The following is a 14,208-nucleotide window of genomic DNA, read 5'->3' as shown; positions in this document are numbered from 1 at the left end:
GCTCCTTTATATTTATTGAAATGAAAATTGCAAATCTGGCATCCATTGACTCATATGATTTTTAATTTCTTTATATGCTGCTTCTTTGCCTGCAATCTGTTCGAGAGGGTGGACGATATAACCTTCATCAACAAAAGTTGGAATAAAGGCAGGATCTTTTAACTCGATTGTAGTTTCCCCATCTGTGACTATCTTCTCTACTTTTATTTGCATAATTCCGCCGATATCTTTGTAGTCCAATGTTTGGGCAGATAGGAAATTACCAAGTGAGTAAGCTATAAACGAGCGCTTTCCGTCTTCTCTTTTAATCCATTCCATTGGCTGCAGGACGTGAGGGTGATTTCCAATAATAATATCAGCACCTGCATTTGCTGTTTTATACGCTAATTCCTTCTGTGCGTCATTTGGCAATCTTTGATATTCCTGTCCAAAATGCAGGCTTACAACGATAACATCAGATAGCTCTTTTGCTTTTGAAATATCTTGTTCCATCAGCTTCCAGTCAATTAAATTCACTAAATATGATTTATTTGATGGAACTGAAATACCGTTTGTGCCAAAGGTATAAGCTAGAAACGAGAATACAATGCCGTTCCTTTTTATCATTCTAATGTTTACTTTATCTTCTGCAGATGCATAAGAACCAGTATAAGGCATACCAAGCTCATTCCAGTGCGCGAGTGCGTTTTGAATCGATTTTTCTCCTCGATCTAACGTATGATTGTTTGCTAGTGTTACGATATCAACTCCGCTTTCTTTTAATGCATCCCCGACTTCATAGGGGCTGTTGAACAACGGATAACCGGAAAGCCCAATCTCTACACCGCCAATCATAGTTTCTTGATTAGCGACTGTAATATCCGCTTCACTTAAATAGGGTTGGATAGGTTTAAGCATCGGCATAAAATCATACTGCCCATTTCCAGTATGTGCTTGCTTATATACTCTATCATGAATCAGTACATCACCAATTGCAGACAATGTGGCTGTTGAAGTTGTAGCAGTTAGCGACTGCTCTTTTTCAACTTCTTCAATTACGGTTGTACCCTCTTTCTCAATAGCGGAAGCCTTCTGTTTTAAAGACTTATTCTGAACAAAATAATAACTTGAAACTAGCATAAGAGCTAACAATAAAAAATAGAATAATAGCTTTTTCATCAAGATCCTTCCTCTTTTCAGTTCTGCTGCAATTCAATAAACTTAGAGCTAATCTCTAAATCTTGGATATATTGATACGATCTTTACTATTTAAATAGAATTTACAGCACAGCTTAAGCTTTCATTAATTTCTCCTACAAGTATGTATTTTACGGTAAAATAAAGAAAACTTAAAATGGAAAATATTAGTTGGTTTTGCGATAAAATAAGTCTATTAAAGAATTATATGAAAATAACTTGAAAAAGAAGAAAATTAGGAGTAAGAAGGAGGAAAAGCATGAAGAGTAGCTTCGAATTGGTGAAGAAGCTTCGTAACACATGCATTATTCTTATACTTACAGGCTGTTCGAGTACCTTCAATGATGTATCAGGTTACTAATATTCTCTTTATCTCTTTTAAGGACAGCATAGTTACAGAACCGTTGTATTTTGAGCGTGTGACAATCTAGCGAAAGCATGCTCGTTTGATTAATGAAGAAACCACTTTTCCGAATGTACGAAATGATAAGGAAATAATGGGGCAATGTTATATAAATGGCACTTTCATAGTAATCGTTTTTAATACGAAAGAAGAAGTGTAGCCCTGTAATGGTCTTACGGAGCTGGATAAATTTCTAACAGAAGTACGCTGATTTCACTGGATATGTAGAAAGGTGAGGAGGGTAGAAACAAAAGAAAGCGTAAAATAAACAAATTATTAAAAACAACATGAATCAAAAAGGTAGGGGTTCAATTCATATTAAATGTATTGAGTATACCAAAAAGATAAGTATATAAAAGCTTTTGCGATAATTACCATTCTAGCAAAGCAATGCAGCGATTGGTAAAGGTGAGAAAGTAGGTTCTAACTTGTCTCTTATATTAGAATGTAATATTTATTTAATTTTCAGAAATTTCTAATATATCATATTGACATAGGTTATATATACCAATTAAACTATGTATATATCAACTTTGTATATATTTGTAAAAGAAGAGGTGATAGAGAGTCTAATTCAGATGTGAACCGTAAAACAGATAGCGAATGGGGGGGCAGTATCATTTATTTTTTTAGTTGATTTGAAAGCGATTACTTTTTGGGTTTTATGATGGGAGATACTATTAAATGAGAGAAGGGGAGAGGGTTTCATGGGAGTAAAGAAATATAAAAAGATAGCTGCGGCTTCACTTATTGCAGGTGCTGTACTGATGAGTGCTGCTTGTTCTAATGAATCAGCGAGCAAAAAGGTGGATGGAAACGGCAATAAGGATGAAATTAGTATTTCCTTTCGTTCTGGCGGAGGAGCTAATAAAGGGTTAACAGAGTGGCTTGAGCAGGAGGTTATTCCTGAGTTTAAAAAGGATCACCCAAATGCCAAAATTAAGCTTGCTCCTCTCAATGTATCGGAAGGGGATTATTTTGCAAAAATCGCACTCATGCTTAAATCGAAAAATACGGCACCTGATATTGTAACGGAAGATACGTTCATGGTGAATTCCGATGCAAGCGCTGGATATTTAGAGCCATTAGATGATGAGGTAAAGGAATGGGACGAGTGGAGCCAATTTACAGAAAACGTGAAGAACGGTGTGATTGCCCAGGACGGCAAGGTATATGGGGTACCATATAATACTGACTCACGCGGACTCTGGTACAATAAGGCGCTGTTTAAACAAGCTGGTCTTCCTGTGCCATGGGAGCCAAAAACGTGGGATGATATTTTGCTAGCTGCAAAAACCATTAAAGAAAAATTACCTTCAGATGTGATCCCGCTTTGGATGAATTCTGGAAAAGCAACAGGAGAAGCAACGTCAATGCAAACATTTGAAATGCTTCTTTATGGTACAAAGACCCCTTTATATGATAACGAAGCGAAAAAATGGATTGTAAAAAGCGACGGACTTCTTCATACATTCCAGTTTATTGATGCGGTGTATGAGCAAAAGCTCGGACCTAATCTTTCTCAGGTGCTAAATGGACAAGGAAGTACACTGGCATATCAGCAATTAATGCCAAAAGGAAAATTGGCAATCGGCCTTGATGGCATTTGGCAAACAGGAAACTGGCGCACAGACGGTCCGGCTCCATGGGCTGAGGCATTTGATACTATAGGATTTGCACCAATGCCGACAGAAACGGGAGATGCTCCTGGAACGGTCACAATGTCTGGAGGATGGGCACTTTCTATTCCGAAGAATTCCGATAATAAAGAGCTAGCATGGGAATTTATTAAATTTGCATCCAGCAAAGAAAACAATCTTAAGCTTCAAATGAAAGACCGTAGCTTAACGACTCGCGATGATGTTGCAAACGATCCTCAATATCAGGAAATTCCTATGTTTAAGGAAGCGACAGCAATGCTAAAAACGGCACAGTTCCGTCCAGCTGTTGACAAGTATCCAACTGTATCAACTGAAATCCAAGCTCTTGTGGAAGATGTGGTAACAGGTAAATTGACTGCTGAACAGGCAGCTGAACAATATCAAAAAAATGTAACAAGCATTGTAGGGAAAGAGAATGTAATTGAAAAGTAAGTGAGCACAGCTTCCTTTCTAACCTAGGTTAGAAAGGAAGCAATTATTTATGGGAACAGGAATGAGGTGTGTATAGTGAACACAAATTCAGTTGTGTCACCAGCAGTTAAAATAAAGAGAAAAGCGAAAAAAGATTACATAGGGATGCAGTCAGTTCTTTTCTTATTGCCCGCCTGGATTTTATTGCTTGTCTTTGTTGTGGGGCCTATTTTATTAACATTTTATTTTGCCTTTACAAATCTCACTCTGACAGGGGCAGAAGCGAAGAGTACTCAGTTTATCGGATTCCAAAATTTCCTTTCTATGTTCCAAGACCCGGATTTTCGTATCAGTGTATTGAATACGATAGTTTTTCTGCTTTTATCAGCAGTTATCGGTCAGCAGGTGCTCGGGTTTATTTTGGCTGTACTGATGAAGGAGAAAAACAAAACCTTTCGCAGGATTATTGGAATTATTGTTATTGCCGGCTGGGTTACACCGGAAATTGTTGTGGCATTCTGCTGGGTAGCTTTTTTGGGTGATAATGGTACATTAAACATAATTTTACAACATATAGGCTTAAAGCCTGTAACATGGCTATACACCTTCCCTATGGTGAGCGTAGTTATAGCAAATATATGGCACGGAACAGCCTTTTCCATGCTTGTATTCCAAGCTGCATTAGATGACGTACCAAAAAGTGTGGAAGAAGCAGCCGTGATGGACGGAGCTTCCCGCCTTCAGGTTTTAAGCAAAATCGTACTTCCGATGATTAAAGGCTCGGTCGTTACGAATATGATTCTTGTCACATTGCAAACATTAGGTGTTTTTACCTTAATTTATGCGATGACAGGAGGAGGGCCAGGAACCTCTACTCAAACTCTTCCAATTTTCATGTATAATCAAGCTTTTGTAAATTATCAGCTTGGTTATGGTACCGCTATTTCACTCATTTTGTTGTTAATTGGAATTGTCGCAAGTCTAATTTATATTCGATCCATGAAGGTGAAAGTGTAAGGGAGGAGTAAAGATGAATCGTTACAAGCTAGAAAAAATTATCCCATATGTCATTTTAACCATAATAGGAGTCTTATTTTTACTGCCGCTCTTATGGGTATTGGTTGCCTCGGTTGATCCACACGCTCAGCAGTCGATAAAATCCCCTAGTTCTTTGACAATGGAGAATTTTACCTCTATTTTAAAAGATCCCGCTATTCTTCGATCGTTTGGGATCGGGCTGTTTCTATCATTTGGACAGGCTGTGCTCGTTATAATCGTTGCTGGACTGGCAGCCTATCCGCTCTCACGTTATAACTTAAAATTTAAAAAGCCGTTTATGTATACGGTGTTGTTTATGACTTCTTTGCCCATTACAGCTGTGATGGTACCCGTTTATCAGCTTTTTATTTTTATGAATTTGCAGGACTCGCTTATAGGAACGGTCTTGTTTTTAACGGCATCTGGTTTGCCGTATGCTATTTGGATGATGAAAAATTTTATGGATGCGGTGCCTTTGGAATTAGAAGAATCTGCATGGATGGACGGTGCGTCCGTTTGGGGAGGGCTGCGAAAAATTGTTGCGCCATTAATGATCCCTGGGATTTGTACAGTAGCTATTTTTACGTTTTCAGGAAGCTGGGGGAACTTTTTTGTTCCGTACATTTTAATTCAAACACCAGAAAAGTTTCCTGCCTCTGTAACCATTTTTCAGTTCTTTGGCAACTACGGCCTCATTGAATATGGAAGGTTGGCGGCTTTTTCAATGATTTATACACTGCCTGCAGTGATTCTTTACATGCTGTCACAGCGGTTCATGTCACAAGGCTTCAGCCTTGGAGGAGCGTCAAAAGGATAACATTGGCAGTCTACATAGCGTGGGCTCAAGGGAGACCTATATGAATTATGGAAGCCTAATTTGATAAATATTGAGGGGTGTTTGAAATGTTTTGGACAATTGAAAAATTAGAAAAACGGATTCAAGAATTAGATTCTTATCGTTATCAAAACGTCCAGCCTGTCTTGTCCTTTCGAGCGCAGTTAGATGAAGAAGGAGCGGTGGGACAGAGACCTCCAGAAGAGGGTGCGTGGGAAACATTAAACATCCGAGACAGATGGGAAGGGCGGGATAAATACATATGGCTCAAGACAACCGTTTCCATTCCGAGTCATTGGGGCAACGAGAAAATTGTCGGTGTATTTGATTTCGGAAAAACAGGCGGGGGGCATAATTCTGGATTTGAGTCCTTATTGTATGTGAATGGTCAGCCTTATCAAGGTGTGGATATGAATCATCAGGAAGTGTTTTTTGACCAAAAGGTAGCTGGCAGTACCATCGAGCTGTGTTTTCGTCTCTGGTCAGGCCTGGAAGGCGGAGGAGCACCAACGATTCAAGAGCATCAGTTAAAGACAGCGTATATCGCATGTCTCGATGAAAAGACGGATGATTTATATTATACGGCGAAAGCTGCCTTGGATACTGTTAAGTATTTGCAAGAAACGCAGCCTGAAAGACAAACATTATTATCGGCGCTGAATAAAGCGTTTGTATTGATTGATTGGTCTGTCCCTGGTTCTGGCAGCTTTTACGAAACGGTTTATGAAGCTCAATCCTTTTTACATGAAGAAATTGAAAAAATCCCGAAAAATTATCCTGTTACTGTCACTGCGATCGGTCATACACATATCGATGTGGCGTGGCTGTGGCGCTTGAAGCATACGAGGGAAAAAGCAGCCCGGTCATTTTCCACAGTCCTTCGTTTAATGGAGCAATATCCTGATTATGTCTTTTTGCAATCTCAGCCACAATTATATGATTATATTAAAAATGATTATCCGGATATCTATCAGCAAATAGAGAAAAGGATTGAGGAAGGGCGCTGGGAAACAGAAGGAGGAATGTGGCTCGAAGCAGATTGCAACTTAACGTCCGGTGAATCTCTAGTCCGTCAATTATTACTAGGTACAAAATTCTTTCGCCAGCATTATGGGAAAGAATGCGAGTATTTATGGCTTCCGGATGTATTCGGATATAGCTGGGCGCTGCCGCAAATTTTAGTGAAATCAGGTATTAAAACCTTTATGACAACTAAAATCAGCTGGAGTCAATTCAATAAAATGCCTCATGATACATTTCAGTGGAGAGGAATTGACGGGACCGAAATTTTAACACACTTTATTACGACGCCAGAAGATGAATACTGGTTCTACACATACAATGGCCGCATTACTCCGCGTACGGTAAAAGGGATTTGGGAGGCTTATCGTGATAAGGCTGTGAATCAGGAATTATTGCTTTCTTATGGATATGGGGACGGCGGCGGCGGAGTCAATCGTGAAATGCTGGAAATGCGAAGACGTTTGGATAAAATGCCGGGATTACCGTCTGTAAAAACAGGACGGGCGGACGAGTTTTTTAATCGTCTTCATGAGAACGTAAAGCAAACCGATCAATACGTTCATACATGGGATGGAGAACTGTATCTAGAATATCATCGCGGTACGTATACAAGCCAAGCCTATAATAAACGAATGAATCGGAAAATGGAATTGCTGCTTCGTGAAACAGAATGGCTGCATACGTTAAACAGCGTACTTCACAAAGATTGGTCCTCTTACCCTGGCAAAGAATTAGAGGAAAGCTGGAAGATTGTGCTGCGTAATCAATTTCATGATATTATTCCAGGTTCTTCAATTCGAGAAGTATATGAGGATAGTAAACTGGAGTATGCACAGGCGCACGAGTTAGCACAAACCGCCTGGAATAGTGGATCTCAAGCGCTGGTAGAAGACAATCATCAACGAGCCTTTACCATTTTCAACTCCTCTTCATGGAATCGAAATGATATAGTTACAATACAGGCAGATGTAGAACAAGATGTTGTGTGGAAAGACGATACAGGAAAGACACTACAATCACAACAAACGGCAGATGGGAAATGGCTCGTTAAAGTAGAAGAAGTTCCATCTCTTGGAAAAAGCTCGATTATATATGAAAAAGGAGCCCGAGAGAGCAAATCCTTCTTTGCTGTTTCTGACAATAAAGTTTTCACTCCTTATTATGAAATTTGTTGGAACGAAAACGGACAGTTAACCAAAATTTTTGACAGGCAGCATCAACGGAATATTTTAGCGCCGGATGCCCGCGGAAATGTCTTGCAGGTATTTGAAGATAAACCAATGCAATATGATGCCTGGGACATTGACATTTATTATCAAGAAAAAATGAAAGAGATTACAAGCTTAAGAGGCACTAGAGTGATTGAAAACGGACCGATCCGCTGCATGATTGAATTCGTATGGGAGTATGGTAACTCATTGATTACCCAGCGAATGACAGTATATTCTGCCAATCCGCGCATTGATTTTGAAACAAAAATCGATTGGCATGAAAAAAATCAGCTGTTAAAAGCAGCATTTCCTGTAGATATAAGGGCAACAGAAGCTACGTATGATATTCAGTATGGCAATGTGAAGCGTCCAACGCATTGGAATACGAGCTGGGATTATGCCCGTTTTGAGTCGGTTGGTCATCAGTGGGTGGATATATCCGAAACAGGGTACGGTGTGAGCTTGTTGAATGATTGCAAATATGGTCACGATATTAAAGATAACGTCATGAGGCTCACTCTCTTAAAATCTGCCACATATCCAGACGTGGAAGCGGATCAGGGCGAGCACTTGTTCACATATTCTCTATTGCCTCATAAAGGAAGTTGGTATGACGGAGGTACAGTGCAGGAAGCATGGTCATTAAATAATCCGTTAACATATACAAAAGGCCAATCCCAAAGCACGTCTTTGTTTAGAATCAATACAGATCACGTCATGATTGATGCAGTAAAAAAAGGAGAAGACAGCAATCAAGTGATAGTACGTCTTCATGAATTTGCTGGTGCAAGAGGGAATGTAGAGATAAGCAGTGATTTGAACATCCTATCATGGCAGGAATGTGATTTATTAGAAAGAAATATAGAAGAAAAAAGAGAAACTGAATCATTTGCATTTAATATCAAGCCATATGAAATTAAGACATTTATTGTTCAATTGCATAAGTAGAATACATGTCATCAGGTGAAAGAACGCCTTTGATGATACTAGACGTTGAGGTGGCTATTATGAAAGCTTTGTACGAACAAGTATATCACTCGTTAAAGAAGGACATTGCAGAGGGGAAATATAATGCTGGTGATCGTATTCCATCTGAAAAAGAGTTATCTGATGCTTATCGAATCAGTAGAATTACGAGTAAAAAAGCGTTAGAAAAGCTAGTAGAAGATGGAATTGTGTATCGCCAGAGAGGGAGAGGGACATTTGTTTCTGAAAAAAGAGGAGTGTCCCGTCAGGATAAAAAACAAAAGCCTTTATTTGGCCTTATCGTCACAGATTTTGATGATAGCTATAGTTCTAAGCTTATATCTAGCATAGAAACTTCCTCAGATGATCAATGCTTGATTATTTTAAAGCAGTCATTCGGCTTTCCGGAAAAAGAAGAGAAGGTTATTAAAGAATTGCTTGATTACGGAGTAGACGGTCTCATTATTTACCCGGCACAGGCTGAGCATTATAGCTCGGAAATTTTAAAAATGGTCGTCGATCAATTCCCGCTTGTTTTGATTGATCGCGCGTTTAAAGGCGTTGCTGCGGCATCGATTTCTACCGATAATGTACATGCTGCCAAAATGGGAATGGATTATTTGTTCGAGTTAGATCATCAACAAATTGGTATTCTTTCTCCAACAAGGGTGGAAACAACAACAATTGAAGATCGGTTTGATGGAATTGTTCAAGCATATGCTGAACGAAACGTGATGGTGAACCGTCAATTATGGTGTAAAGAAATAAAAAGTACACTTCCATTTCCAGAAGCAACACCTGAGCAAGACATTGAGATAATCAAAAACCACCTTCAAAAATACCCTGATATTACTGCTTTATTTGCCCTCGAATATAAGATTGCTGTGCTGGCAAAACGAGCGGTAGAACAAGCAGGTATGCGTGTACCAGAAGATGTTTCGATTCTTTGCTTCGACGAGCTGAAAAATAGTGTAACTGACTGGACCTTCACACACCTAAAGCAGGAAGAAGATAAAATTGGAGAGAGGGCCGTTACAAGGCTATTAGATATGGTCAATGGAGAATGTTCTAGTAAAAAAGAATACTATCCCGCAAGGCTAGTAGAAGGTCATTCTACTTGCCGTATCCCTTTTTTATTTAAAATCGAAAAATAAAGCTGGTAACTTAATTAAAAAGCTACAACAACTTTAAGCGGAATATACGGGTGATTTCAACCTGCTAAAAAAAGAGGCTAGCTATTGCTAGTCTTTTTTTAGTCTTCAGAATTAGCCTCATTATTAATCATAAAATTTTTATAGACAGATTTTAATGTTTTGAACCTTACATTTGTCTTTAGTGAAAGCTTATATTGACCTGTTAGAGAGAATGTATGTTTATACTAACGTCTTCTATACTATTAAGTTTTCACAGCAAGAGAGCATGGCCTTTGTACTAAAGAGAATACAACATTAATAGTATAGAATAGCTGTGAAAGGAGGGGCGTATGGACGAGTATCATATTATCGGAAAAAGTGTTATTAGAAAAGAAGCACTGGATAAGGTCAATGGAAGAGCCAAGTATATGGATGATAAAAACGAAGTGGGCATGCTGCATGTAAAGCTGGTAACCAGCAAGTATGCTCACGCATATATAGAGGAAATTGATACGAAAAAGGCTTGGGGGGTGCTGGGAGTACGAAATATTGTCACCGGTAAGGATTTTCCTTATCTTGTTGGCGGAAGTGTCGTGGATAGACCGCCGCTCGCTTTTGAGAAGGTTCGGTATTTTGGTGAGCCAATTGCTATGGTTATTGCAGACAGCGAAGCTGCAGCAAGAAAAGCAGTGCTTTCCATACATGTCACATATAAAGAACTGCCGGTAGTTAACTCTCCTATAGAGGCATATCGAACAGATGCGCCCCTTGTGCATGAACGTTTAGGAGAATATAAAGTGATAGCAGAAGCACGTCCAGAACCAAATACCAATATTGCTACTCGGACGAAGGTGCGTAAAGGGAATATTCAACAAGGGTTCGCGGAGAGTGATGTGATAGTGGAAGAGTTTTTTTCTTTTCCGCAATCGGATCATGCAGCAATGGAAACTAGATGTGCAATAGTAGAAATCAAGTCTAATGGAGATGTGATTATTTCCTCTTCTTCGCAAGCCCCTTTTGAAATCAAAAAGCAGTTAAGTCAAATATTTGGTATAGATGATGGGAACATACAGGTGCACATCCCTCTAGTTGGTGGAGCATATGGCGGGAAAACTATGGTACAGCTTGAAATTTTGGCCTATCTTGCCTCCAAAGCTGTGGGAGGAAGAAAGATCAAGCTTCGCAACAGCAGAGAAGCAGATTTTATTACTTCCCCGGTTCATATTGGTTTACAAGCCAAAGTCAAATTAGGTTGTACGAAGGAGGGTAAGGTAAAGGCAGCGGAGCTTTTGTTTTTATTTGACGGCGGAGCTTATGCGGATCGGGCAGTTGTTGTCAGCAAAGCAGCCGGTTTGGATTGTACAGGACCCTATTCGATAGATAATGTATGGTGTGACTCGCTGTGTATGTATACTAATCATCCGTATGCAACAGCATTTCGTGGATTTGGACATTCTGAATATACCTTTGTTGTAGAGAGAACGGTAGACATTATGGCAAAAAAATTAGGGATGTGTCCGCTTGAATTCCGATTGAAAAATGCCATTAAACCTGGAGATACGACACCTACGAACGTTCTGCTGACGAGAAGCAATGTAGGAGATCCTGCAGAATGCTTAAGGAGATTAAAGAAACTAATTGGTTGGGAGAATGGTGCTTACGTTCAAATTTCTGACAGAAAGGTACGTGCTAAAGGAATTTCCTTTGCATGGAAAAATTCTACGGCTCCTCAAAATGCAGGGGCGGGGGCAATAGTAACATTTAATGAAAATGGAAGTGTGAATATAAATTGCGGTGCGGTGGAAATTGGGCAGGGAACAAAAACCGTACTCGCTCAGATGGTCGCGGAAAAAATGAAAATGGGTATGCAAGATGTTCATATCAAAATGGAAGTTGATACACATGTTGCTCCAAAACATTGGAAAACAGCCGCCAGCCGAACTACCTATCTGGTAGGAAATGCAGTTCTTGCCGCGGCAGAAGATGCTATTAGACAACTAAAAGAATGTGCTTCTGTTTTATTGGGATATTCAGCAGAGGAACTGGATGTTGCTAATAAAAAAGTATTTGTAAAAGACTCTCCTCGTATTGCTGTAGATATTTTTAAAATAGCGTTAGGATACATCGATGCAAAGGGAAACGTGATTAGCCCACAGGTTGTCGGAAGAGGCGTATATGTATTTGAAGGAATCACCGAGCCAGATATGGAGACCGGACAGGGACAATCAGGACCAGAATGGGGAATTGCAGCGCAAGCAGTTGAAGTGGAATTGGATACACGGGATTATACATATATATTGCTGCGTGCTGTCAGCGTTGTAGATGCGGGAAAGGTACTTAATCCCAAAGGAGCAGAAACGCAAATAACAGGTGCGATGAGTATGGGGCTTAGTTTTGCAACGAGAGAAGCATTCAGCTATGACCAAAAAGGAAGAGTATTAAATAATCAGTTTCGCACGTATAAAGTGACGCATTATGGCCAGCAGCCCAAATTTGAGGTAGAATTTGTGGAAAATCCTCATGACGGTTCACCATTTGGTTCGCGAGCCCTTGGTGAACATGGTATCCTCGGCATGCCGGCTGCGCTGGCAAACAGCTTATCGACTGCTGCGAATGTGTCTTTACAGCAGCTGCCCCTAACTCCAGAGCTGATTTGGGAGGTATCACAAAAAGAGGAGAATCGTTTAGTATGATTCCATTCGATTTTGAATATTATCAGCCTCATTCCATAAGAGAAGCGGTGCAGTTGTTTTATAAACTGTATCGTGAAAAGAAACAGCCTCTCTATTACGGAGGCGGGACAGAAATTATTACACTTGGCAGAAACAAACAGGCTTTTACAAAGGCTGTCATTGATATAAAAGAAATTCCTGAGTGCAACGTACTTGGGCAACATAAAAATCATCTTGTTCTTGGCACGGCACTTACTTTGACACAGGTTGCTGAAGCGAGTGTCTTTCCGCTCCTTGGGAAAACTGCAGCGAAAATAGCTGATCATACTGCCCGGAACAAAATAACATTAGGTGGTAATATTGTCGGCGAAGTCCCATATCGAGAAGCGGTGCTTCCGTTTTTATTGACGAATAGTACTTTGGTCGTTGCAGGAATGGAGGGAGTACGCTATGTGCCTATCCACCAGATGTTTATCGAAAAATTACGGCTGAACAAGGGAGAGTTTCTTGTACAAATGATAACTGACATAGAGTACGTAACGCTTCCTTATTATACTGTTAAAAAGAGAAAGCTTGAAAAAATAGATTATCCGCTGGTTACAATGAGTGCTTTAAAAAAAGGGAATAACATTCGCATGGCATTTAGCGGTCTATGCGCCTTTCCGTTTCGCTCTCTTTACATGGAGGCGGAAATAAATAATCATTCTCTTAGAATGGAAGAAAGAATAGAACGTACCATACTTCAGATTCCTGCTTCTGTTTTAGATGATCTGCGCGGTTCAAAAGACTATCGATTATTTGTACTAAAAAATATGTTATTAGATATGGTAACGAGCTTTGAAGGAGGAAGTGTATGATTACAAAACTTATCCTAAATATCAATGAAGAGAATCGGGAAGCGATAGTAAGAATGGCAGATACTCTGTTGGATACACTCAGGGATCAATTCGATTTAACAGGAGCGAAGCGGGGATGTGAAAATGGGGATTGTGGTGCATGTACAGTTTTAGTAGACAAATGGCCTATTAAGTCCTGTATTATGCTTGCTGTAGAGGCTGTAAATAAAAAGATAACAACGATTGAAGGGTTACAGGGTTCTTTTGTACAACAAGCATTTATAGAAAAATGGGCATTTCAGTGCGGATATTGCACGCCAGGCTTTATTGTAAACTGTCATGCGTTGGTAAATGCTTATCCAGACGCAAACGATGAAGTGATTGAAGAATGGCTTAGCTCCAATATTTGCCGCTGCACAAGCTACCAAGAAATTAGAGAAGCAGTGAAATGGGTACTACGACATCAAAATCAAAAGGAATAATACCCATAACTTTCTTTTGAAATGTGTTAGAGGATACTAAATATAGAATTCATAAAAGATATAATGAGGATGTCTAGGAGGAAGGGAAATAATCTAATAAATACCATTTAATTAAAATAGAAACTTAGGATGCTGCAAAACACCCTAAGCTAGTAATGTATTGCTAATACCACATTTTTCCTCCTCCAAGCAAACTGCCGAGAAGCCCCAATCCACCAAATCCACCACCTTTACCTCCAAGCATATTACTAAGCAATCCTAAACTTCCTAAAATTCCAGGACGACCACCCCAGCCACCAAGGCCGCCCCAGCCACCGAGCCCCCCAAAACCGCCAGAACCGTTCCAGCCACCGGGACCGCC

General features: G+C 39.8%; 9 protein-coding genes. 8 read left to right on the top strand and 1 reads right to left on the bottom strand.

Annotated features, from left to right (window positions below; all coding sequences use genetic code 11):
- Positions 1–12: 12 nt before the first annotated feature.
- Positions 13–1,158, bottom strand: coding sequence for a CapA family protein (locus tag J7Q84_RS06960; protein WP_209093793.1), 1,146 nt, complete (start codon positions 1,156–1,158; stop codon positions 13–15).
- A 1,128-nt stretch (positions 1,159–2,286) separates the two neighbouring features.
- Between J7Q84_RS06960 and J7Q84_RS06955 the strand changes: the two genes are divergently transcribed.
- The 8 genes from J7Q84_RS06955 (at position 2,287) to J7Q84_RS06920 (ending at position 13,847) form a co-directional block, all read left to right on the top strand.
- The gene (locus tag J7Q84_RS06955; RefSeq protein ID WP_209093792.1) at positions 2,287–3,672 is read left to right on the top strand and encodes an ABC transporter substrate-binding protein; all 1,386 of its coding nucleotides are present in this window, start codon (positions 2,287–2,289) and stop codon (positions 3,670–3,672) included.
- Positions 3,673–3,816: 144 nt separating this feature from the next.
- Entirely contained in the window at positions 3,817–4,668 is an 852-nt protein-coding gene (locus tag J7Q84_RS06950) for a carbohydrate ABC transporter permease (RefSeq protein ID WP_209093917.1), read from the top strand.
- Positions 4,669–4,681: 13 nt separating this feature from the next.
- On the top strand, positions 4,682–5,506 hold the full coding sequence (locus J7Q84_RS06945) for a carbohydrate ABC transporter permease (RefSeq protein WP_209093791.1): 825 nt from the start codon (positions 4,682–4,684) through the stop codon (positions 5,504–5,506).
- 86 nt (positions 5,507–5,592) lie between these two features.
- A complete protein-coding gene (locus J7Q84_RS06940) occupies positions 5,593–8,706 on the top strand; it encodes an alpha-mannosidase (protein WP_209093790.1) in 3,114 nt (1,037 codons plus the stop codon).
- 59 nt (positions 8,707–8,765) lie between these two features.
- On the top strand, positions 8,766–9,878 hold the full coding sequence (locus tag J7Q84_RS06935) for a GntR family transcriptional regulator (protein ID WP_209093789.1): 1,113 nt from the start codon (positions 8,766–8,768) through the stop codon (positions 9,876–9,878).
- 329 nt (positions 9,879–10,207) lie between these two features.
- Positions 10,208–12,550, top strand: a complete 2,343-nt coding sequence (locus J7Q84_RS06930; RefSeq protein ID WP_209093788.1) for a xanthine dehydrogenase family protein molybdopterin-binding subunit — start codon at positions 10,208–10,210, stop codon at positions 12,548–12,550.
- Positions 12,547–13,386, top strand: a complete 840-nt coding sequence (locus tag J7Q84_RS06925; protein WP_209093787.1) for an FAD binding domain-containing protein — start codon at positions 12,547–12,549, stop codon at positions 13,384–13,386. Before J7Q84_RS06930 ends, J7Q84_RS06925 begins: the two co-directional genes overlap by 4 nt.
- On the top strand, positions 13,383–13,847 hold the full coding sequence (locus tag J7Q84_RS06920) for a (2Fe-2S)-binding protein (protein WP_209093786.1): 465 nt from the start codon (positions 13,383–13,385) through the stop codon (positions 13,845–13,847). Before J7Q84_RS06925 ends, J7Q84_RS06920 begins: the two co-directional genes overlap by 4 nt.
- Positions 13,848–14,208: the final 361 nt, after the last annotated feature.

Origin of the sequence: Bacillus sp. 165, assembly GCF_017742235.1 — a bacterium.
Taxonomy (GTDB): Bacteria; Bacillota; Bacilli; order Bacillales; family Bacillaceae_G; genus JAGHKQ01.
The sequence above is the reverse complement of the archived record's forward strand: the minus strand, read 5'-3'. Positions and strand labels throughout refer to the sequence as shown.

Bases quoted from the DNA above. Each gene is read 5' to 3' on its own strand.
- J7Q84_RS06960 (WP_209093793.1), bottom strand. From the start codon at position 1,158: ATGAAAAAGCTATTATTCTATTTTTTATTGTTAGCTCTTATGCTAGTT.
- J7Q84_RS06955 (WP_209093792.1), top strand. From the start codon at position 2,287: ATGGGAGTAAAGAAATATAAAAAGATAGCTGCGGCTTCACTTATTGCA.
- J7Q84_RS06950 (WP_209093917.1), top strand. From the start codon at position 3,817: ATGCAGTCAGTTCTTTTCTTATTGCCCGCCTGGATTTTATTGCTTGTC.
- J7Q84_RS06945 (WP_209093791.1), top strand. From the start codon at position 4,682: ATGAATCGTTACAAGCTAGAAAAAATTATCCCATATGTCATTTTAACC.
- J7Q84_RS06940 (WP_209093790.1), top strand. From the start codon at position 5,593: ATGTTTTGGACAATTGAAAAATTAGAAAAACGGATTCAAGAATTAGAT.
- J7Q84_RS06935 (WP_209093789.1), top strand. From the start codon at position 8,766: ATGAAAGCTTTGTACGAACAAGTATATCACTCGTTAAAGAAGGACATT.
- J7Q84_RS06930 (WP_209093788.1), top strand. From the start codon at position 10,208: ATGGACGAGTATCATATTATCGGAAAAAGTGTTATTAGAAAAGAAGCA.
- J7Q84_RS06925 (WP_209093787.1), top strand. From the start codon at position 12,547: ATGATTCCATTCGATTTTGAATATTATCAGCCTCATTCCATAAGAGAA.
- J7Q84_RS06920 (WP_209093786.1), top strand. From the start codon at position 13,383: ATGATTACAAAACTTATCCTAAATATCAATGAAGAGAATCGGGAAGCG.